The sequence below is a fragment of the Pseudomonas sp. TE3552 genome, assembly GCF_056278945.1.
The window spans coordinates 645906-667285 of record NZ_JBWBQJ010000001.1 but is presented as its reverse complement, the minus strand read 5'-3'; the positions used below and the strand labels follow the sequence as shown (position 1 = coordinate 667285).

Genomic DNA, 21380 nt, shown 5'->3' with positions numbered 1-21380 from the left:
CATCGGCCACTAAAAAGCCCCGCCTGGTGATCCAGGCGGGGCTTTTTTATGTTTGCGGGGAAGTAGCGGGACCGCGTTTTCGTTCATCGCGGGCAAGCCACGCGATGGCGATCCATCAGGCGAAGATCAACGCCTCTGGCACATCCACATCCCACAACACCCCCGGATCCTCCACCGCCACCTCGACCACCCTCGCCTGTGCGAACAGCGACTTGGCGCCGTGATCACCGGTCAACGCCATCAATCCTGGGCCGAAGCTTCGCCCGAACCCCACCGGATGCCCATATTGCCCCTCATGCACCGGCACGCTGATGGCATCATCGGCGATATTTGCAACGACCTGCTCGATGCTGGACGGCAGGATAAACGGCATGTCCCCCAGCATAATCAGCCAGCCAGCGAGCTGCGAGCACGCCGCCACACCCGCTGCAATGCTATCACCCAGACCGGTCGACTCGATCCGCACAATCTCGCAACCATAGGCCTGAGCCATGCGAATCACTTGCGGGCGCTCCGCCGTGGTCACCAACACGCGCTTCTCAAGCGCGGCCGGCAGATTCACCAGCACCTGCTCGATCATCGAATGCACGGTGAGGCCATCACGCGCAGTGCATTCCACCAGTAGCTTGTCCTTATCGTCACCCGCCGCCTGTCGAAACCGATTGCCCTGCCCGGCGGCCAGGATGATGACGCCGATGGAATCGCTCATACGCCCTCCTGCAACGGCCTCTTGTGTTTCAGCTCGACGCCGTTCTTGATCGCCACAATCTCGGCCAGCAGCGACAAGGCGATTTCCGCCGGTGTATGGCTGCCGATGTGCAAACCGATCGGGCCGTGCAAGCGCTCGATGGCCTGTTGTGACAAGCCTAGCTGAGCCAGGTTGTCCCGGCGCTTCTGGCTATTAACCCGCGAACCCAGCGCACCGACATAAAACGCCTTGGAGTCCAGCGCCGTGAGCAGCGCCATGTCATCCAGGCGCGGATCGTGGGTCAGCGCGACAATAGCCGTACGTTCGTCGGTCTGGATGCTCAGCACCGCTTCGTCGGGCATGCCCAGGACAAAGCGACCGTGTTGCTCTTCCCAACCGTAGACGAACTCGGTGCGCGGATCGCAGATCAGTACTTCGAAATCCAGCAGCCGCGCCATCTCGGCAACGTAGCGCGACAGTTGTCCGGCGCCGATCAGCAGCAACCGCCAGCGCGGACCATAAATGGCGCGCAAGGTCTGTCCGTCAAACACCAACGCGTCGGTCTTGCCCGCCGCCTGCAACACCACGTCACCGGTCTGCAGATTCAGCTCACGCGCTACGATTTCATGCGCCTCGCAGCGCGCCAGCAATTGGGCGACCCACGTCGGATCGCCGACGCGCTCCTCGGTCAGGCGCAACGTGCCACCGCACGGCAAACCAAACCGTGCGGCCTCCTCACGGGTAACGCCATAAGTAATCAACTGCACCGGCGGCCCGTCGGCCGGGATACGGCCATCGTGCAGCCGGGCAATCAGGTCATCCTCGACACAGCCACCGGACACCGAGCCAATTACCACGCCATCTTCACGCAAGGCCAGCATGGCGCCAGGGGCTCGGGGCGCGGTGCCCCAAGTCTGGACCACGCTGTACAACATCACCCGCTGACCGGCGCGGCGCCATTGCAGCACGCTGCGCAGGACGTTCAGATCGACGCTGTCCATCAGGCTTGCGCCTTCTGCCAGCCTTGCAGTTGATAGCGCACCGGCAGGTTACGGATGCGCTTGCCAGTGGCAGCGAAGATCGCATTGCACAGCGCTGGCGCAATCGGCGGCACGCCCGGCTCACCGACACCGCCCAACGGCACACTGCCCGGTGGCGTAACCAGGTGCACGGCGATTTCCTTCGGCGCCAGTGACATGCGCGCCACTTCATACATGTGGAAGTTGTCCTGCTGAACCTTGCCGTCCTTGAAGCTGATTTCCCCCAGCACCGCATTACCCAGGCCCATCACGCAGGCACCTTCGAACTGCGAGCGAATCCGCTCGGGGTTGATCTGCGGGCCGCAATCCACGGCGATGTCAGTCTTGTGTACGATCAGCGTGCCATCGTCTTTGACTTCGACCTCGATCACCGCCGCCACATACGTGACGAAGCTGTAATGCACCGCCAGGCCCAGGCCTCGGCCCCTGGGCAACTCACGGCCCCAACCGGCCGCTTTGGCGGCAGTTTCCAGCACGGTGCGCATGCGCGCGGTGTCGATCGGATAACGCTCGGGGGATTCACCGTAGTTCCACTCTTCACTCAAGGTACGCGGATCGATCTGCCGGTCCGGGCCGAGCAATTTGATCTGGTACTTGAGCGGATCCTGGCCAGCCTTGTGCGCCAGTTCATCGACGAAGCTCTGAATCGCAAAGCCGTGGGGAATGTTCGACACCGAGCGATACCAGCCTACCCGCGTGTGGATCGTCGCTTCCGGGTTTTCCAGGCGCACGTTGGGGATCGCGTAAGCCATGTTGGTGAAACCCATGCCCAGCTCGAAAGCCGCCTCATGGTTCATGCCCGGCGCGAACAACGCGGTAATGCTCGGCGCCACCGTGCGGTGCAGCCAGCCAGACGGCAGACCGTCCTTGTTCAGGCTGGCCTTCAGGTATTCGGCAGAAACGGTGTGAAAATAGGAATTGTGGATGTCGTCTTCACGGGTCCATTGCACCCGCACGGCCTTGCCCGGGAACTCCTTGGCCAGAATGGCCGCTTCAATGATGAAGTCCGGTTTGGACTTGCGACCGAAACCGCCGCCGAGCAAGGTGACGTTGAACGTGACGTTATCCAATGGAATGCCGAGCCGCTCGCCAATCCGTTCGCGGGTGACTTGCGGCGCCTGGCTTGGGGCCCAGGCCTCACAAACACCGTCTTTGAAACGGGCGATAGCGACCATCGGTTCCATCGGCGATTGCGCCAGGTGCGGCAGGTAGTAAGAGGCTTCGAGGGTGCTATCGGCACTCTCTATGGCCTGCTCGATGTTGCCGGTATTGCGCACCACTTTGCCGGGTTTGAGGGACGCCGCTTCGAGCTCCTTGCGGTAGGCGATCGAGTCATAACTGGCGTTGGCGCCGTCATCCCACTCGATTTTCAACGCTTCACGGCCCTTGATCGCCGCCCAGGTATTGCTGGCCACCACGGCCACCCCACCCAGCGGCTGGAACTCGGACGGCAACGGACGGCTTTCGACTTGCAGGACCTTGATCACCCCCGGGACTTTCATCGCAGCGCTGGCATCGAAGGATTTGACCTTGCCGCCGTAGACCGCCGGGCGGGCGATGGTGGCGAAGAGCATGCCATCGAAATGCACATCGGCGCCGTAAACCGCGCGACCATTGACGATGTCCGCACCGTCGATGGCCTTGGTGCCTTCCTTGCCGATGTAGCGAAATTCCGATGGCTGCTTGAGCCGCAGGCTGTCGCGAGCCGGCACCGCCAGCGCGCTGGCTGCAGCGGCCAACGCGCCGTAGCCCAGTTCTCGACCGGTCGGTTGGTGAATAACCTTGTGCAATTGCGCACGGCACTCGCCGACCGGTACTTTCCACTGCTCGGCAGCCGCTTGTTCAAGCATGGTCCGCGCGGCAGCACCGCAACGGCGCATCGGCTCGTACCAGTGACGCATGCTGCGCGAACCGTCGGTGTCCTGATTGCCGAAACGCACTTCGTCGCCCGGCGCCTGTTGCACTTTGACCTGCGCCCAGTCGGCGTCCAGCTCATCGGCCACCACCATGGTCAGGCTGGTGCGCACGCCCTGGCCCATTTCCGAACGATTACAGACCACAGTCACACTGCCATCGGCGGCGATGCTGATGTAAACCTTGGGATCATCGATCCAGCCGTTGGGCATGCCATCGGCGCCAAACTTCTTGTCTTTTTCGGCGGCGAGCGCGTCCTGCCAGCCCCAACTGGCCGCCAGTACCAGCGCACTGGTGGCGCCCACGCCTTTGAGGAAACCGCGGCGGCTGAGGTTGCTCAGCGCAAAATCATTGGGTAACCGGCTCATGCCTTGGCCTCCTTCAGGTGAGTGGAGGCCTGGCGGATAGCGATCTTGATGCGGTTATAAGTACCGCAACGGCAAATATTGCCGACCATCGCCTCTTCAATCTGCTCGTCGCTGGGGTTGGGATTGGTCTTGAGCAACGCGGTGGCGGACATGATCTGCCCACCCTGGCAGAAACCGCACTGCGCCACGACAGTGTCGAGCCAGGCTTGCTGGACAATTTTGCCGATCGGGTCGTTGTGCAGCTCATCGATGGTAGTGACATTCTGCCCGGTCACGGAACTGATGGGCGTGATGCACGCCCGCGCGGGCTGGCCGTCGACATGAATCGTACAGGCACCGCACAGGCCCATGCCGCAGCCGAACTTCGTGCCGGGATGGCCCCCCGCCACATCGCGAATGGCCCACAGCAGCGGCATCTCGTCCGCTACATCCATTTTGTAAGGTTGACCGTTGAGAATCAGAGTATTCATGGGCACGCCCGCATAGTTATCGAGGTTATGGGGTCGAGCAATCTGCCGCGTGGGTTCCTTCACGCAGATCGACTCAGGCTAATGGGCTCTCTTACGCGGACGACAACGTCTGCATCGGGCCTTTGGTGGAGCAAATGCTTGCATCGTTAGGTGGCTAAGTTAACTGAGCATTAACAAAAAAGCCCTGCACATTTGAAGATGTGCAGGGCTTTGGAATCAGCCTGAAAGCGTAGCCTCAATACCGGTTGGGTTCCATTTCCAGATCGACGTTGAAACGCTCCGAAATATCTTTCTGAATACGTTGCGCCAGGTTCAGCAATTGCAGGCCCGTTGCGTTGCCGTAGTTGACCAGCACCAGTGCCTGTAATTTGTGCACACCGGCATCGCCGTCGCGAAAGCCTTTCCAGCCGGCCCGTTCAATCAGCCAGCCCGCCGCCAGCTTCATTTGCCCATCAGGTTGCGCATACGCCACCAGATCCGGGTATTCACCCTTGAGTTGTACCACGAGTGCGGCTGGCACCAACGGATTCTTGAAGAAGCTGCCGGCATTGCCCAGTACCGCCGGGTCCGGGAGCTTTTCATTACGGATGCTGCAAATGGCCTGGCTGACATCGGTGGGCGTCGGGTCATCGATGCCTTGTTCGGTCAGGTGCTGGCGAACCGGGCCGTATTCCAGATGCAGGTGCGCGGTGCGTGTGAGCGTGAAACGCACCCGCAGGATCAACCAGCGCCCCGGTTCCTGTTTGAACAGGCTGTCACGGTAGGCGAAGTTGCACTCGGCCAGGGAGAAGTCCCGCAGCTCGCCGGTCTGGCGATCGAGGGCCGTCAGGCCGGCAAAAACGTCTTTAATCTCGACGCCATAAGCGCCGATGTTTTGCATCGGTGCCGCACCCACGGTGCCGGGAATCAGGCTGAGGTTCTCCAGCCCCGACAACCCTTGCGCCAGCGTGTACTGCACAAACGGATGCCACGGCTCACCCGCCTCGGCTTCGATCACCACCTGGTTGCCATCATCGCTCAGCAGGCGAATCCCCCGTGTGGCCATGCGCAGCACCAGTGCCTGCACATCAGCGGTCAGCAGCAAATTGCTGCCGCCACCGATCACCAGCACTGGCAGCTCATGTTCCACCCCATAGGCCAGGGCTTCGCACACATCGGCGTCGCTATGGGCTTCGGCAAACAGCCGGGCCTGAACGTCCACGCCAAAACTGTTGAACGGTTTGAGCGAAACCTCGGATTGAACCTGCAAACTCATAGCCGTCCCTTCAATTCGATCACCAGCAGATCGCTGGCGCGCTCGATCAAGTCCAGTACCAGCTCGAAGCCCTGGTCGCCGTCATGATAAGGATCCGGCACTTCATCGATTTCCGATTGGTAGCGACGCAGGAACAGGTCCAGCTCGGCCTTGCCCTTGGCCGGTTGCAGGGCCTTGAGATGGCGCAGATTGCTGTTGTCCATCGCCAGAATCAGGTCGTAGGCGGCGAAATCGGCGCGAGTCACCTGTTGGGCACGCTGGGCAGACAGGTCATAACCGCGCAGTTTCGCCGCGGCCTGGCTGCGCTTGTCCGGGGGCTTGCCGACGTGCCAGTCACCGGTGCCGGCGGAGGCCACCTCGACTTGATCGGTCAGCCCCGCCTCACGCAGTTTGTGCCGCAATACACCTTCGGCCGTGGGCGAACGGCAGATGTTGCCCAGACAGACGAACAGAACCCGCATCAGGCCTCCAGCAGGCGACGAACGCGCTCGAGGTCTTCAGGGGTGTCGACGCCGGTCGGCGGTGCGATCAACGCATCGGCAACGTGAATCCGCACACCGTGCCAGAGCGCTCGCAGCTGTTCCAGAGACTCAGTGTTTTCGAGCCAGCATGGGCCCCAGGTGACGAAATCCTGGAGGAAACCGGCACGATACGCGTAGATGCCGATGTGGCGGCGATACGGCACGCCTTCCGGCAATTGCTCGCGGCTTTCGGCGAACGCATCGCGAGCCCACGGCAAGGTGGCACGACTGAACGTCAGCGCCAGGCCATTGAGGTCGCTGACCACCTTGACCACGTTGGGATTGAACAGGGTTTCCACGTCTTCGATCGGCTCGGCCAGGGTGGCCATGCGTGCCTCGGTGTGGGCCGCCAGGTTGGCAGCGACCTGATCGATCACGCTCGGCGGAATCAACGGTTCGTCGCCCTGAACGTTGACCACAATGGCGTCCGGGGCCAGGCCCAGTTTCGCCGCGACTTCGGCCAGACGGTCGGTGCCGGAATTGTGGTCGACCCGGGTCAGCACCACTTCGGCACCAAAGCCGTTGCAGGCCTCGACGATGCGCGCATCGTCAGTGGCCACCACTACGCGCTGGGCGCTGCTTTTGCTCGCCTGCTCCCAGACGTGCTGGATCATCGGCTTGCCGGCAATCAGCAGCAGGGGCTTGCCCGGCAGACGGGTGGAGGCAAAACGCGATGGAATGACGACGGTAAAGGCTGTGGTCATTTATCCAGGCGCTCGTCGGTGGTCAGGGTACGTGCTTCGCTTTCGAGCATCACCGGGATGCCATCGCGAATCGGGTACGCGAGGCCAGCGCCCTTGCTGATCAGTTCGGTTTTGTCGGCACTGAGCTTGAGCGGGCCTTTGCAGACCGGGCAAGCGAGGATATCGAGCAATTTGGTGTCCATGAGCATTCCCTGGATAAAAACGGAGTTAAGGCAAAAGACGAGCCGGCAACAGGCGCATCAGCTGCGTATCGAACCAGGCCACAAAGGCCGGCGATGGCACAGCATCGACCGCCAGGTACCACCAATCGGCGGCGGCGAAGGCACGGCACTTCACCGCGTCCTTTTCCGTCATCACCACTGGCAATGACGGTGTGAAATTCAAGGCCTGCAGGCTGTACTCGGCGTGATCGGCGAATGCATGCGGGACTGGCTGCCAGTGTAGCGTTTCAAGGGTCGTGAAGAAACGCTGTGGATTGCCAATCCCGGCCACGGCGTGCAAGGCCTGTCCGGCGCAAAAGTGGTCGAGGGGACGGCGTTCGCCGCTGTGCAGGTTGACCAGCGCGGTGGGTTGCAACTGGAAGGCGAAACCATCGGCACGGTCGGCCGTTGCTCCGTTATAAAGCACTGCATCGACGCTTTGCAGGCGCTCGATCGGTTCGCGCAATGGCCCGGCCGGCAGGCAACGCTGGTTGCCCAGCCCCCGGGCGGCATCGATCAGCACCAGTTCCAGGTCCCGGGCCAGGCGGTAATGCTGCATGCCGTCGTCGGAAAGGATCAGGTCCAGCGGCTCACTCGCCAGCAAGGCTTTGACCGCGCGGCTGCGGTCAGGGTCGATCATCAGCGGCACGCCGGTGCGCTGGACGATCAACAGCGGTTCATCGCCCGCCACGTCTGCACCCTGATCCGCCTCGACCCGCCATGGCAATTGCGCAGGTTTCGCACCGTAACCACGGCTGACCACGCCAACCCGCAAACCGCTGCGCTGGCAATGCTGGATCATCCACAGAATCAGCGGTGTCTTGCCGGTGCCGCCAACGGTGATGTTGCCGACGACGATCAGCGGCACCGGCGATTGGTAGATCTCGCCCTCGCCCGCCAAAAAGCGCTCGCGCTTGCCGGTGACCACGCGTCGATACAGCCATTCCAGAGGCTGCAACAGCTTCAACGCCGGATGACCTTCGTACCACGCGGTGAGCAATCGATCGGACATGGCCATCAGGACGCCGGCGCCGCCTCGACAGTGGTCATGCGCAAGTGGCTGAACCCGAGCTTGCCGGCAGCATCCATGGCGGTGATGACGGACTGATGGGGGGTCTTGCCATCGGCGCTGATCGACAGCGGCAGGTTGGTGTCGCCGTTGGATTCTTTCTGTAGCGCTTCCATCAGGCTGGTCAGGTCGTTCTTCGGTAACAGCTGGTTGTTGACCGAGTACGCCCCGTCGGCACTGATGGCAATATCCAGTTGCTTGAGCTGCTGGTCTTCAGCCGGGGAACCGCTGACCGCTTCCGGCAGATCGACGCGCAACTGGGTTTCACGGGTGAACGTGGTGGTCACGACGAAAAACAGCAGCAGGATAAACACCACGTCGATCAACGACGCGAGGTTGATATCTATCGTTTCCCGCGGTTTGCGACGGAACTTCACGCTTTGCCCTCGGCCAGGTCCACGTCGCGGTCACCCTGCACCACTTCGACCAGCTTGATCGCTTCCTGCTCCATGCCCACCACCAGCTCATCGATCCGGCGTTGCAGAAAGCGGTGGAAGAACACGGCCGGGATACCGACCATCAGGCCAGCAGCGGTGGTGATCAGTGCCTTGGAAATACCACCGGCCAGTACCGCAGCGTTAGTGCCCATGCCCGTGCCCATGAACGCACTGAAAATATCGATCATGCCCAGCACCGTACCCAGCAGCCCCAGCAACGGGGCCATGGCAGCAATGGTGCCGAGGGCATTGATGTAGCGTTCGAGCTCGTGAATGACCCGCGCGGCAGCCTCTTCGATGCACTCCTTCATGATCTCGCGACCATGCCGGGAGTTCGCCAGACCGGCGGCCAGGATCTCGCCCAACGGGGAGTTGGCGCGCAGTTCCTTGAGTTTTTCCTTATTGAGCTGGTTGTCCTTGATCCAGACCCAGACCTGCCCGAGCAAGTACTCCGGGGTCACGCGGCTGGCGCGCAGGGTCCACAGACGCTCGGCGACGATCGCCATGGCCGCGATGGAACTCAGAATGATCGGCAGCATCATCCAGCCGCCGGATTTGACCAATTCCCACACAGTGACAGTCCCCTCGAAAAAGTGCGCCACTCTAACATAGGGGGTGGACGCACCGAAGACCGTGATGTCGCATCCGGTCGGGCTTTAGTAACGCGGGTTAATGGCTCGATGGTGGTCGATCGCGCCAGAAACGCCGTTCCTGAAGCATCGTCCAGGGTGGTTTGAAGCGCCCCAGTTGTAGACGAATGGCACCCTGTTCGGCGCTGTCGTAGATCGCCACGTCGCGCTTTTGATAGCGCGCCACGACCGTGGGATGCGGATGGCCAAAAGAATTGCCGTTGCCCCGGGAGATCAGCACCGCCTTGGGTTGCAATGCGCTGAGTAACGCCATCGAAGATGAACTGCGGCTGCCATGGTGCGGGGCCTGCAACCACTGCGTTGGCACCGCCAATGGACTGTCGAGCAGTGCCCGCTCGGCGGCGGTATCGATATCGCCGGTCAGCAGCAACCGCTCGTCGCTGGCTTCGATCTGCAGCACGCAGGATTTCTGATTGCTATCGCTGGCCGACGGCCACTGCCAGAGTTGGAACCTCACCTTGTCCCAGGTCCATTGCCGACCGCTCTCGCAGCCCTCGGCGTGCAGCTCGTCAGGCAGGGCCCATGGATCGCCACTCAATACCCGCGTCACCGGCACACCGCTGGCAATCGCTCGCGCACCGCCGGCGTGATCGGCGTCGCCATGGCTGATCAGCATCAGATCGAGTCCGTTTACGCCCAGTTTGCGCAATGATGGCAACACCACCCGCTCCCCCAGGTCGATATCACCGAACCGTGGACCGGCGTCATACAGCAGGGTGTGATGGCGGGTGCGCACCAGGATTGCCAGTCCCTGGCCGACATCCAGCTGCCAGACCTCGGCAATGCCTTCAGGTAACGTGTGCCGGGGCGGAAAAACCAGCAACAGCAACATCGGCCAGCCCAATGGGCGCAACGGCACACCTCGCGGCAGTAGCAGGAAAAAAGCACCCAGCATCCCGAGCGCCCATACCCACAACGGGACTGCCACCGGCACCCACGCGGGCAATTGCCCGGCCATCAATGCCAGCCCCTTGAACAACAGATCGATCAAACCACCCGCCAGCCATAACAACCCCTCGCCCACATAGGGGATGGGCAACAACAGTGTCCCGAGCAAGGCCGGCGGCAGGACCACCAGACTGATCCAGGGCACCGCCAGCAGGTTGGCCAACGGCCCGCTGAGACTGATCGGCAACCCCAGCACCAAGAGCAGCGGGCACAGACCGATCGCGATCAACCATTGGGCACGGGTCCAGGTTTGCCACCAGCGCCAGGGGCCCAAACGACCGCCAAAAGTGAAAATCAATACTGCCACGGCGGCGAAGGACAACCAGAAACCCGGTTGCAGGCTCGCCAGCGGGTCCAGCAGCAAAACGCCGTCAAGCGCCAACAGCAGCGGCCACCATGCGCCGAGATGACGAAAGCGTAACCGCCACAACAGCATCAGGCCGATCATCAGGCAGGCTCGACGCACCGGCACCTCGAAGCCGGCCAGCAACCCATAACCGAGCGCTGCGGCGAACGCCAGTCCGCATGCCCAAGGCAGCCACGGCAAACGCCTGGGCCACAAGCCGTAACGCGCCAGACCGGCGATCAGCAGATACACCACTCCCGCCAGCAACCCAACGTGCTGCCCGGAAATCACTAAAAGATGCACGGTGCCAGTGTCTTGCAGCACCTGCCAGTCCTCACGACTCAGCCCGGCGCCATCCCCCAGCACCAACGCCGTCAGCGCCCCCGTTCGCCCCTGGGCATCCAACGCCTGTAAACGCTGACGGATGCCGTCACGCCAGGCCCATTGCGCGTCCATCAGTCGCTGGCCATCCTTGACCGTCCCGGTGGCGCCGATGCGCCGGGCCAGTAGCCAGGCGTCGTAATCGAAAGCATGCGGGTTGAGCAACCCGGCAGGACGTTTCAATTTGACGGCCAACCGCCAATGCTCGCCGCTGTTGACGGGCGGCCCGCCATACCAGGCCAGGCGCAGGTGCCGCGGCAGCCTGGTGCGACGCGACTGACTGTCGGTCAGCTCGAAACGCACCACGCCCTCGGCCTGCTGCGGCAATCCCGTCACACGACCTTCGACCCAGCGAGTCTCGCCATCGAGATTCAGCGCCAGGCGATCACTCAGTGCCCACTGCGCATTCGCACACGCCCAACTGAAACCGAACAGAAAAAATGCCAGTGGAAAGGTTCGAAACGGCAGCAACATCAAACCCGCTACCGGCATTAACAGCCATATCCCTGCCGGCGGTAGTGCCGGTAAAAAACGCAGGGCCAGTAAACCCAACGCCAGCGCCATCATCCCTGTGCGCATAAGCCCGTCCTTGAGAGTCTCGTCTCTAGGCTTAGCCGGCATACCGCACAGACGTCGTTATCAATTGTCACAAAGTCTGAATAGGCGGCTCGTAGAATCCAGACATACTTGCCGCCTGAACCGACCGAGAAGCCTTATGCCCCGGCGCTTATTCAAACGTTACATGCCAGACCCGACCAGCATCAGGGAACACAAATCCTTACGCTTTCTCGGCACCCTGCTGCATGACCCGAACCTCTGGCACCTCAATCGCCATTCCGTCGCTCGGGCCATGGCCGTTGGTCTGTTCGCGGCGTTCCTGCCCATCCCGTTGCAAATGCTGCTGGCAGCCATCCTCGCCATCGTGGTGCGCGGCAACATGCCGATTGCCGTCAGCCTGGTCTGGCTGACCAACCCGATCACCATGCCAGCCGTGTTCTTCTGTACTTACCAGACCGGCGCCTGGCTGATGGACGTCCCCGCCAGAAGCCTGCCGGACGAATTGACCTGGGAATGGATCAGCAGCCAACTCTCGACCCTGTGGCAACCATTCTTGCTTGGTTCGGTGGTAACGGGACTGGTGTTGGGAGCCCTCGCCTATTGCCTGGTGATGATGTATTGGCGCTGGTGGGTGAGTCGGCAGTGGAAGCGGCGCAAGAAAAGTCGAATGTGAGAATGTAAAACGGCCTCCAATGCGGAGGCCGTTTTTTTTGCGGTGTCTGGGCTGACGTCATCGCGGGCTTACCCGCGATGAAAGCGACTCGGTCGCCCTTAGGTACGCATCCCGCGACCACTCACCAGCAACCGCGCACAACCGATGTACAGCACCACGGTCGCTATCAGCATGAAGGTGATCGCCACGCTGATCTTGATGTCCGACACACCGAGGATGCCGTAACGGAAGGCATTGACCATGTGCAGCACCGGGTTGGCCAGCGACACGGTCTGCCAGAACGGTGGCAGCAAACTGATCGAGTAAAACACCCCGCCCAGGTACGTCAGCGGTGTCAGCACGAAGGTCGGGATGATCGAGATGTCATCGAAGTTGCGTGCAAATACCGCGTTGATGAAACCCAGCAGCGAGAAGATCGTCGCCGTCAGCAGCACCACCAGAACGGTTACGCCCAAGTGATGCACCTGTAGCGTGGTGAAGAACAGCGACAGCAGCGTCACGATGAGCCCGACCATCAACCCGCGCAGCACGCCGCCCAGGGTGTAGCCAATCAGAATGGTATGCGGCGACACCGGCGACACCATCAATTCCTCGATGGAGCGCTGGAACTTGCTGCCAAAGAAACTCGACACCACGTTGCCGTAGGAGTTGGTGATCACCGACATCATGATCAGCCCCGGCACGATGTACTCCATGTAGGTGAAGCCACCCATGCCGCCGATCTGCCGACCGATCAGATTGCCGAAGATCACAAAGTACAGAACCATGGTGATGGCCGGCGGCAGCAGAGTCTGCGGCCAGATCCGGGTGAAGCGCTTGACCTCACGGTAAACGATGGTATTGAGGGCGACGAGATTGGGTTGCAGCTCGGAACTCATACCGCCACCTTCGACAGATTCTTCTCCACCAGTGACACGAACAACTCCTCGAGGCGATTGGTTTTGTTACGCAGGCTCAACACTTCGATGTTCTGCTGCGCCAATTGGGTGAACAACGCGGTAATGCCCATGGCCTTGTCGACCTGGACTTCCAGGGTATGGCTGTCGATCAGTTTGGCCGGGTAACCGAGCAACTGCGGTGCCACTTGCACCGTATTCTTCAAATCCAGCAGGAAGGTTTCGACATGCAGTTGGCTGAGCAACTGTTTCATGCTGGTGTTCTCGACAATGGTGCCGTGGTCGATGATGCCGATGTTGCGGCACAACTGCTCAGCCTCTTCCAGGTAGTGGGTGGTGAGGATGATGGTGATGCCTTTCTTGTTCAGTTCGGTGAGAAAGGTCCACATCGAGCGACGCAATTCGATGTCCACCCCCGCCGTCGGTTCGTCGAGGATCAGCAGGCGCGGTTCGTGAACCAGCGCACGGGCGATCATCAGTCGGCGCTTCATGCCGCCGGACAGGGAGCGCGACGGCACATCGCGTTTGTCCCACAGGCCCAGTTGGGTCAGGTACTGCTCGGCGCGTTCCTTGGCGATTTTCGCCGGGATGCCGTAGTAACCGGCCTGGGTCACGACAATGTCGAACGTCTTTTCGAACTGGTTGAAGTTGAATTCCTGGGGCACCACACCAATGCAGCGCTTGAGCGCCGCCGGTTCCTTGTCCAGGTCGTGACCGAAGATATTCACCGTGCCGCTGGTCTTGTTCACCAGGGTCGAGAGAATGCCGATGGTCGTGGATTTGCCGGCGCCGTTGGGGCCGAGCAAGGCGAAAAAGTCACCTTCGGCGACGTCCAGATCGATACCACTCAAGGCCTGGAAACCGTTGCCGTAGGTTTTGGTTAGCTGCCGGATGGACAGAGCGGAACTCATATCGGATTACGCACCAAGAAGGGAAGAAAGGAATAAATAAGGGCGGGCGGCGAGCAATGCAACCGCGGCGCACGAGCGCAATGGTGCTTGTCGCCGCCACACAAGTACAGTCAAGTGTGTCGATAGTGAGTATTAAGTCAACGCGGTCATGACCGCCTTCTTATAGGCCGGACGTTGTTTCAATCGCGCGTACCAAGCCTGCAGATGAGGCTGCGGCGCACGCTCGATCGGCATCTCGAACCAGGCATAAATGAAACTGCCCAGTGGGATGTCGCCCATGCCGATCTCATTGCCCGACAGGTATGGTTGGGTCGCGAGCGTCTGATCGACCATCGACAGCAAGTCATCGCACTCCTTGATCGCGGAATTGATTGCCGGCCAATCCTGCTTATCTTGCGGGGTGCGCAATACCCCCCAGAACACCGTGCGGAACGGGGTAGCAAAACTTGAGGTGGTCCAGTCCATCCACTTTTCGGCCGAGGCACGGGCCTGCAGGTCTGTCGGATACCAGGCGGTACCGTTGGCATGACGGGCCATCAGGTAACGGACGATGGTGTTGGATTCCCACAGCACGAAACCGTCGTCTTCGATCACCGGCACGCGGCCGTTGGGATTCATCGCACGGTACTCAGGCGTGTCGACCACGCCAAAGGCACCGCCGGCATCGATGGCTTCATAAGCCAGGCCCAGTTCTTCGGCAGCCCACAACGGCTTCCTGACATTCGACGAATTTTTCCGACCCCAGATCTTCAGCATGACCGCCCCTTTTTGGATGAATGCGCAGGCAGCATACGCCGGATCAGGCGCGACTCAAATCGCTCTGCATATCACCCAGCAACACCGGCTGTTGCTCGCCAAACAGATGCGGATAGCACTTTTCCAGATGTTCGAAAAAGAACATTTCAGGCACATCGGTGAACTGGCCGTGATCGACCAGGTACTCCATCAACTGCTCGCCGTCACGGTTGAAGGGGTGGAACACGCTGTCGTTGATCCCGTCGAACTCCAGCGGCGCAACATTGAACAGTTCACAGAGTTGTTGGTTGAAGGCCGGCGTGGCTTTGACCCAACGCCCGTTCAGATACAACTCGGTATAGCCGTGCATGGCGAACACATCGCTCTTGAGCAATTCAAGCAGACGCGGCGTCGACAGGTGATTGCGCACATCCGCCAGACCGATACGCGTCGGGATCCCGCAATGCCGGGCGCAACCTGCCAGCAGCGTGGCTTTGGGCACGCAATAACTCTCCCCGGCCTCCAGCGCGTAGCTGCCGCGCAAGGTCTGTGGATCACGGCTGAAGGTGTAGGGGTTGTAGCGCACGGCCTCGCGCACCGCGTAATAGAGATTGATCGCCTGCTCAAGCGGATCGCGCCGGGCGCCACGATGTTGTTCGGCGAACGCCACCACCGAGGGATGATCACTGTCGATGAAGCGGCCGGGGCTCAGATACGCGTGCATGGCAACAATCTCCAGAGGGAAGCCACGAGTCTAGCGACACCTTCAGCACAGCGATAACGACGTTTCGGCCAAATATCAGCGCTTGCCGTCTGTTGAGGAAAGCGTTGTACCGACCGCCCTCGAAATGACTGACAAATTTCAGTTGTTGCTTCCTACGCGCTCAGACTCATGCTCTGACCACCCACTTTTATGGATGCCGTCTAAGCTCTGTGAGGTGGTTTTGCCTCTTGCTTCATGGAGAATTGAATATGCTGCTGTTGTGGATACTGGTTCTGGTGGTCGGGATTGCCTACCTGGCACATCGCCGCACTGCGCCGCTGCCCGCCTTGGGCATCATCGCTGTCTATCTACTGGCGATGGGCATCTTCAGCCATGCCCGCGTCTGGCTCATGCTGATTTTCTGGGTGATGCTCGCAGTCGTGGGCGCGTTCCTGCTGCTGCCGGACCTGCGCCGAAAACTCTTCACTGCGTCGCTGTTCCGCTGGTTTCAAAAAAACCTGCCACCCATGTCGCAAACCGAACGCGAAGCCATTGAAGCCGGCACGGTCTGGTGGGACGGCGAGCTGTTCAGCGGGCGCCCGGACTGGAACAAACTGCTGGCTTATCCAAAAGCGCAACTGAGCGAAGAAGAACAAGCCTTTATCGACGGTCCTGCCGAAGAGCTCTGCGCCATGGTCAGTGAATGGCAGATCGGCCAGTTGATGGATCTGCCGCCCCAGGCCTGGGATCACATTAAACAGCATGGCTTTTTTGCCCTGATCATTCCCAAGGAATACGGTGGCAAAGGCTTCTCGGCGTATGCCCACTCCCAGATCGCGATGAAACTGGCGACCCGCAGCGGCGACCTGGCCTCCACCGTCATGGTGCCCAACTCCCTCGGCCCGGCGGAACTGCTGCTGCATTACGGCACCGACGAACAACGCAATCATTACCTGCCACGGCTGGCTCGCGGCGACGATATCCCCTGCTTTGCCCTGACGGGCCCGATGGCGGGCTCCAACGTCGGCGGGATGACCGACACCGGGGTGATCTGCAAAGGCCAATGGGAAGGCGAGGAAGTCCTCGGCCTGCGTCTGAACTGGGAAAAACGCTACATCACCCTCGGCCCGGTCGCGACCTTGATCGGCCTGGCCTTCAAGGCTTATGACCCGGACCATCTGTTGGGCGACAAAGTCGACCTGGGGATCAGCCTCGCATTGATTCCAACCCAGACTCCCGGCGTAGAAATCGGCCGCCGTCACCTGCCGCTGGGCGCCGCCTTCATGAACGGCCCGAACTCTGGCAAGGATGTGTTCGTACCGCTGGAGTTCATCATCGGCGGTCAGCAGATGCTCGGCGAAGGCTGGATGATGCTGATGAACTGCCTGTCGGTGGGGCGTTCCATTTCGCTGCCTGCCATCGGTACCGGTGCAGGCAAGTTCAGCAGCCTGGTAGCGGGCCAATATGCGCAGGTTCGCGAACAATTCAATGCACCGCTATCAGCCTTCGAAGGGATTCAGGAAGCACTGGCGCGGATCGGCGGCAGTACCTGGCTGATGGACAGCGCGCGGATGCTCACCGCCAACGCGGTAGACCTCGGCGAAAAGCCGTCGGTGCCTTCGGCCATTATCAAATACCACCTCTCCGAACGCGGCCGCGAGTGCATCAGCCATGCCATGGATATTCATGGCGGCAAGGCCATCATCATGGGGCCGAACAATTACCTGGCGCGTAGCTGGCAAGGTGCGCCCATTTCCGTCACGGTCGAAGGTGCGAACATCCTCACCCGCAACTTGATGATCTTCGGCCAGGGCGCTATTCGCTGTCATCCGTTCGTACTCAAGGAAATGGCCCTCGCCCACCGCGAAGACAAACAACAGGCCCTGATCGAGTTCGACGCACTGTTGCTCGACCACATTGGCTTTGCCGTGAGCAACGCCGCCAGCACCCTGGTGCTGAACCTTGGCCTTGGGCATTTCGAACACGTGCCCGGAGACAGGCTCAGCCAAGGTTACCTTCGCGCCCTCAACCGTCAGGCCGCAGCCTTTGCCCTGCTTGCAGACCTTTGCATGATGCTGCTTGGCGGCGAACTGAAACGCCGCGAACGCTTGTCCGCACGTCTGGGCGACGTACTCAGTTACCTGTACCTGGCCTCCGCGTCGCTCAAGCGTTATCACGATCTCGATTCGCCGGAGCATATGCGTCCGCTATTCGCCTGGGCCATGGAGGAGAGTCTCGGCCAGTCCGAACGTGCGCTGGACGAACTGCTGACCAACTTCCCGAACAAGGTGCTCGGATGCCTGCTGCGGGTGATGGTGTTCCCATTCGGTCGCAGGCACAGAGGCCCGTCGGACAGACTGGGCGCCGAAGTCGCAGCTGTCCTGAGCCGCGCCAAGGGCGATCCGACCCTGGAGGAGTTACTGGCGGGCTGCTATCGCCCGCAATCGACAGAGGATCCGGTCGGCGCCCTGCAGCATGCCTGTGACTTGCTGAACGCCGCCAAACCGCTACAGAAAAAACTCAATACGGCATTGAGAAGCCGCCAGGTCAAACCCACTATTGGTGAATCTGCCATCGATGCCGCACTGGAGGCCGGCGTCTTGCAACCGGCTGAAGCCCAGACCTTGCGCGAGGCAGAAGTGGCGCGACGCAAGGTGATTGATGTCGATGATTTCGACCAAAAGGCGTTGGTGCTGGCCAAAGGAAAGGTCCGCTGATCCGGTCGCTCATGTGCCCGGTATCACGTGCCATGTAAAAACGGGCGCAGGAGCTTTATACTTCCGCGCCCGTTTTGCTCTTGAGGACTTATCTCGTGTCCAATGTCGTTGCCGATCATCTCGTCTTGCTCGACCACCTGCGCAGCATCCTGGTCGCCGTAGGTGAGGCCGAACAGGTTCCCGAAGAAAGCCATGCCTTGTTCCTGGAGCGCTTCGACGAACTGCGTGCGTTGCTGCCGGTCGATCCGATCGAAAGCCAATACCTGGGCCAGGACATTCTGTGCCAGATAATTACGCGCTATCCGCAAATCGCCCACCTGGTTCCGCGTGACCTGCTGTGGTACTTCGCCGGCGACTGCCTGCATTACATGCCCGACGATGAAATCGACCTGTACCAGGCCTTGGAAGAACGTCGCTTCGAAGCCGAACAGAACGACGAACCGTTCGACTGGAATCAGGAAAAACAGCTGCTGGCGATGTCGAACCAGGACAGCAAGCACTGATCCCACGATCAGCATTGCAAAAGGCCCGCATGGTTATTCATGCGGGCCTTTTTTGTGGCAATTGCCGAAGCGCAACACCTGTAGGGGCGAGGCTTGCCCGCGAAGAGGCCCGTCAAAACAACCCATCACTCTCGGGTAGCTCATACTGCGCCGCAACCTTGCCCAACACACCAGGCTTGCCCGGCTTGCTCAAGGTCGGCTCCTTCTCCAGGCATTCCACCAGATAGTCGATAAACACCCGTAGCTTGGGCGGCAGATAGCGTGTTGGCGAATGCAGCAGCCAGGCGCCGCCGTGATAGGAGGCCAGGAAGGTCCAGTCCGGCAATACCTGCACGATCAGCCCTTGTTCCAGTGCATAACGGGCGGTGAAGTACGGCAGGCTGCCGATCCCGATGTGTTGCAATACCGCGCCCAGTCGCACGCCTGTGTGATTGGCGGCATAACGTCCGCGCACGCCAACGGTCACGGCTTTGCTGCCTTTCTTGAATTTCCAGCGCGCATCGCTCGGGGTTTCGCCCAGATAGATGCAGCTGTGGTTGAGCAAGTCGTGGGGATGAGTCGGCGTGCCGTGTTCGGCCAGGTATTGCGGCGTTGCACAGAGCAAATGGTCAATGGTCAGCAACTGCCGACCCACCAGCCCCGCCGGCGGGCGGTCGGTAATACGAATCGCCAGGTCGACATTGTCGTCGATCAAATCCACCTGGCGGTCCTCGAGCAACAACTCCACATCCACTTTGGGATAACGCCGCAGAAACTCCGGCATATGCGGATGAATCACGAATCGCCCGACGGCCTTGGGCACGCTGACGCGCACCAGCCCTTGCGCTTCATGGGTGAACTGACCGCTGATTTCCATCACCGATTTCGCCGCGCTGACCATCTCCTGGCAGCGCTTGAACACCTCTTCGCCACCGTCGCTCAGGCGTAGCTTGCGCGTGGTTCGTTGCAGTAAACGCGTGGCGAGCGCCTTCTCCAGCCGCGAAATGCTGCGACTCACCGCCGAGGGTGAAGAACCCAACTGACGCGCCGCTTCGGAGAAGCTGCCGGTTTCGACAACCTTGACGAAAATCGCCATTTCACCGAGCAACGGCAGGGGGAGATTTATGCTCACAGCGCAACAGTCCTTTGATGGTTGAACGGATTATCACGTAATTCCACGGTTCATATAATAAAAATAGAAACTTTAATAAGGGTATGGAATATGACGCTTCGCCTCTTTTTCCATAGTGATGACCTCAAGGCTAGTGTGGAAGTCCTGGATTGCACGCCCCACGAGAACGAGTTCGCCGTAGTGCTGCGCGCCACGCTGTTTCACCCCCAAGGCGGAGGACAACCCTGGGATACCGGCTGGATCGGTGAAAGCCAAGTGCTGCGCGTGGTTCAGGATCCGGACCGGATCATTCATTTCGTCGACCACCCGGTAAAACTCGGCATGACCCAGATTCGGGTCGATGAGCAACGTCGGCGGTTCAATACGCGCATGCATTCGGCGGGTCACCTGATTGGTCATTTCGTCCAGGCGCTGGGCTGGATGCCGACCAAGGCTCATCACTGGCCGGATGAAGGACGTGTCCAGTTCAAGCCAGGCGAGAGTGCGCAGGAGGTCGATGCCCAGACGATTCAGCACGGCATCGAGCAATGGATCGCCCATGACCTGCCGCGCCTGACGTCGCTGCGCGAAGGCGCCCGGGAAATCGGTTTCGGTGAACTGCCCGCCTATGGCTGCGGCGGTACCCATGTACGGAGCCTGAAGGATTTAGGCACGGTCACGATCGCTTCCCTTTCACAGAAAAAGGGAACGCTGTCAGTCCACTACGCCGTGGATTGAGTATTTGGGCGATGTCGGCCCCCGTCATCGCCTGACGCCGGAGGAGCCTGCGTTCGTGGGCTCTGTTGACTATCTGATAGATGGACCTAAGACATGATGCTTGACGTCGAGCGTCTCGATGAGACGTGCATACAAAAACTGGCCAACGAAGAAGTCCTCGCCATCCGCGTCAAAGGCTTGTTGCCTCGGCCGCTGGCGATTCAGATCGGCGACAAGATTCTCGCCCCGGGATTCGAAGGCTACATCAACGCGCCGAGCATCGGTCGCATTGGCATGGCGTTTTACGAAGCGGAAAACCAGCCGTTGCTGATCGAGGATTATTTCGAGCGCGCCACCAGCAACATCGCCGAATTGCGCAGCCGTTGTGCGCCCTACTCCTCTCCAGTCGACACATTGCGCTGCATGCTCGACGAGTCGTGGCCAGCGGGGGCGCATCTGGAGAATCTCTATGGTCGCAAGATGTATGTGGGGCTGTCCCGGGTCGTCAAACCCGGGGTGTGCTTCCTCGCCCATCACGACATTTTCGCCAAGGATGCCCCGGACAGTTTCCAGGCCAGAAGCCTGGAGGCGCAGTTCGCCTGCAACGTCTACCTGAACATGCCGACCGAGGGCGGTGCGTTACAGATGTGGGACCACGACATTTCCCCGGACCAGTTCGACGAGATGCGTGGCGACAGTTACGGCATCGACCCGGCCTTGCTCGGCCCTGCGACCCTGGAGATTCGTCCGGAACCGGGGGATTTCATCATGTTCAATTCACGCCGCATGCACTCGGTGACACCGGGTGTAGACGATCCACGATTGAGCCTTTCCTTCTTCGTCGGCTATCGCGGCAATGCTTCCCCCCTTACTTTCTGGAGTTGAA

Annotated in this window: 22 protein-coding genes; 5 read left to right on the top strand and 17 right to left on the bottom strand. The window is 60.5% G+C overall.

Annotated elements, in window-relative coordinates; translation table 11 throughout:
• Positions 1 to 115 precede the first annotated feature (115 nt).
• From ACZ9BB_RS02900 to ACZ9BB_RS02845, 12 genes are all read right to left on the bottom strand, one after another.
• Positions 116 to 709 (bottom strand): nucleotidyltransferase family protein, encoded by a 594-nt coding sequence (locus tag ACZ9BB_RS02900; protein ID WP_476212458.1) that lies wholly within the window; start codon positions 707 to 709, stop codon positions 116 to 118.
• A complete protein-coding gene (locus ACZ9BB_RS02895) occupies positions 706 to 1689 on the bottom strand; it encodes an XdhC family protein (RefSeq protein WP_476212457.1) in 984 nt (327 codons plus the stop codon). The genes ACZ9BB_RS02900 and ACZ9BB_RS02895 overlap by 4 nt, the downstream gene beginning before the upstream one ends.
• Complete coding sequence (locus tag ACZ9BB_RS02890) at positions 1689 to 4010, bottom strand: xanthine dehydrogenase family protein molybdopterin-binding subunit (protein WP_476212456.1); 2322 nt, start codon at positions 4008 to 4010, stop codon at positions 1689 to 1691. Before ACZ9BB_RS02890 ends, ACZ9BB_RS02895 begins: the two co-directional genes overlap by 1 nt.
• Positions 4007 to 4480: a (2Fe-2S)-binding protein gene (locus ACZ9BB_RS02885; RefSeq protein WP_476212455.1), complete on the bottom strand. Its 474-nt coding sequence runs from the start codon at positions 4478 to 4480 to the stop codon at positions 4007 to 4009. The genes ACZ9BB_RS02890 and ACZ9BB_RS02885 overlap by 4 nt, the downstream gene beginning before the upstream one ends.
• A gap of 235 nt (positions 4481 to 4715) precedes the next feature.
• Positions 4716 to 5735: a UDP-N-acetylmuramate dehydrogenase gene (murB, locus tag ACZ9BB_RS02880; RefSeq protein WP_476212454.1), complete on the bottom strand. Its 1020-nt coding sequence runs from the start codon at positions 5733 to 5735 to the stop codon at positions 4716 to 4718.
• The gene (locus ACZ9BB_RS02875; RefSeq protein ID WP_476212453.1) at positions 5732 to 6196 is read right to left on the bottom strand and encodes a low molecular weight protein-tyrosine-phosphatase; all 465 of its coding nucleotides are present in this window, start codon (positions 6194 to 6196) and stop codon (positions 5732 to 5734) included. Before ACZ9BB_RS02875 ends, murB begins: the two co-directional genes overlap by 4 nt.
• Positions 6196 to 6960, bottom strand: a complete 765-nt coding sequence (gene kdsB / locus ACZ9BB_RS02870) for a 3-deoxy-manno-octulosonate cytidylyltransferase (RefSeq protein ID WP_476212452.1) — start codon at positions 6958 to 6960, stop codon at positions 6196 to 6198. The genes ACZ9BB_RS02875 and kdsB overlap by 1 nt, the downstream gene beginning before the upstream one ends.
• Entirely contained in the window at positions 6957 to 7142 is a 186-nt protein-coding gene (locus ACZ9BB_RS02865; RefSeq protein ID WP_003179363.1) for a Trm112 family protein, read from the bottom strand. The genes kdsB and ACZ9BB_RS02865 overlap by 4 nt, the downstream gene beginning before the upstream one ends.
• Positions 7143 to 7167: 25 nt before the next feature.
• Entirely contained in the window at positions 7168 to 8178 is a 1011-nt protein-coding gene (lpxK, locus tag ACZ9BB_RS02860; protein ID WP_476212451.1) for a tetraacyldisaccharide 4'-kinase, read from the bottom strand.
• Positions 8178 to 8606 carry an ExbD/TolR family protein gene (locus ACZ9BB_RS02855; RefSeq protein WP_105342963.1) on the bottom strand — a complete coding sequence of 143 codons (429 nt, stop codon included), beginning with the start codon at positions 8604 to 8606 and terminating at the stop codon, positions 8178 to 8180. The genes lpxK and ACZ9BB_RS02855 overlap by 1 nt, the downstream gene beginning before the upstream one ends.
• Entirely contained in the window at positions 8603 to 9238 is a 636-nt protein-coding gene (locus ACZ9BB_RS02850) for a MotA/TolQ/ExbB proton channel family protein (RefSeq protein WP_476212450.1), read from the bottom strand. Before ACZ9BB_RS02850 ends, ACZ9BB_RS02855 begins: the two co-directional genes overlap by 4 nt.
• Before the next feature lie 97 nt (positions 9239 to 9335).
• Positions 9336 to 11570: a DNA internalization-related competence protein ComEC/Rec2 gene (locus ACZ9BB_RS02845; protein WP_476212449.1), complete on the bottom strand. Its 2235-nt coding sequence runs from the start codon at positions 11568 to 11570 to the stop codon at positions 9336 to 9338.
• Positions 11571 to 11706: 136 nt separating this feature from the next.
• Here ACZ9BB_RS02845 and ACZ9BB_RS02840 point away from each other — a divergent pair, with 136 nt between their 5' ends.
• Positions 11707 to 12222: a DUF2062 domain-containing protein gene (locus ACZ9BB_RS02840; RefSeq protein WP_476212448.1), complete on the top strand. Its 516-nt coding sequence runs from the start codon at positions 11707 to 11709 to the stop codon at positions 12220 to 12222.
• A gap of 98 nt (positions 12223 to 12320) precedes the next feature.
• On the opposite strand, the gene ACZ9BB_RS02835 is transcribed toward ACZ9BB_RS02840, so the two are convergent.
• The 4 genes from ACZ9BB_RS02835 to ACZ9BB_RS02820 form a co-directional block, all read right to left on the bottom strand.
• Positions 12321 to 13100, bottom strand: a complete 780-nt coding sequence (locus tag ACZ9BB_RS02835) for an ABC transporter permease (protein WP_476212447.1) — start codon at positions 13098 to 13100, stop codon at positions 12321 to 12323.
• Entirely contained in the window at positions 13097 to 14029 is a 933-nt protein-coding gene (locus tag ACZ9BB_RS02830; protein ID WP_476212446.1) for an ABC transporter ATP-binding protein, read from the bottom strand. Before ACZ9BB_RS02830 ends, ACZ9BB_RS02835 begins: the two co-directional genes overlap by 4 nt.
• Positions 14030 to 14161: 132 nt before the next feature.
• Complete coding sequence (locus ACZ9BB_RS02825; protein WP_476212445.1) at positions 14162 to 14785, bottom strand: glutathione S-transferase family protein; 624 nt, start codon at positions 14783 to 14785, stop codon at positions 14162 to 14164.
• Between the two features lie 43 nt (positions 14786 to 14828).
• The gene (locus ACZ9BB_RS02820) at positions 14829 to 15488 is read right to left on the bottom strand and encodes a transglutaminase-like domain-containing protein (RefSeq protein ID WP_476212444.1); all 660 of its coding nucleotides are present in this window, start codon (positions 15486 to 15488) and stop codon (positions 14829 to 14831) included.
• 248 nt (positions 15489 to 15736) lie between these two features.
• Here ACZ9BB_RS02820 and ACZ9BB_RS02815 point away from each other — a divergent pair, with 248 nt between their 5' ends.
• The gene (locus ACZ9BB_RS02815) at positions 15737 to 18184 is read left to right on the top strand and encodes an acyl-CoA dehydrogenase (protein WP_476212443.1); all 2448 of its coding nucleotides are present in this window, start codon (positions 15737 to 15739) and stop codon (positions 18182 to 18184) included.
• Positions 18185 to 18279: 95 nt separating this feature from the next.
• Positions 18280 to 18687, top strand: coding sequence for a PA2817 family protein (locus ACZ9BB_RS02810; RefSeq protein ID WP_007938686.1), 408 nt, complete (start codon positions 18280 to 18282; stop codon positions 18685 to 18687).
• A 112-nt stretch (positions 18688 to 18799) separates the two neighbouring features.
• Here ACZ9BB_RS02810 and ACZ9BB_RS02805 read toward each other — a convergent pair whose 3' ends face one another.
• Positions 18800 to 19798, bottom strand: coding sequence for a LysR family transcriptional regulator (locus tag ACZ9BB_RS02805; protein WP_476212442.1), 999 nt, complete (start codon positions 19796 to 19798; stop codon positions 18800 to 18802).
• A 90-nt stretch (positions 19799 to 19888) separates the two neighbouring features.
• On the opposite strand from ACZ9BB_RS02805, the gene ACZ9BB_RS02800 reads away from it, so the two are divergent.
• Both ACZ9BB_RS02800 and ACZ9BB_RS02795 read left to right on the top strand, forming a co-directional pair.
• The gene (locus ACZ9BB_RS02800; protein ID WP_476212441.1) at positions 19889 to 20515 is read left to right on the top strand and encodes an alanyl-tRNA editing protein; all 627 of its coding nucleotides are present in this window, start codon (positions 19889 to 19891) and stop codon (positions 20513 to 20515) included.
• Positions 20516 to 20608: 93 nt separating this feature from the next.
• A complete protein-coding gene (locus ACZ9BB_RS02795) occupies positions 20609 to 21379 on the top strand; it encodes a 2OG-Fe(II) oxygenase (protein WP_476212439.1) in 771 nt (256 codons plus the stop codon).
• The last annotated feature ends 1 nt before the right edge of the window (position 21380 follow it).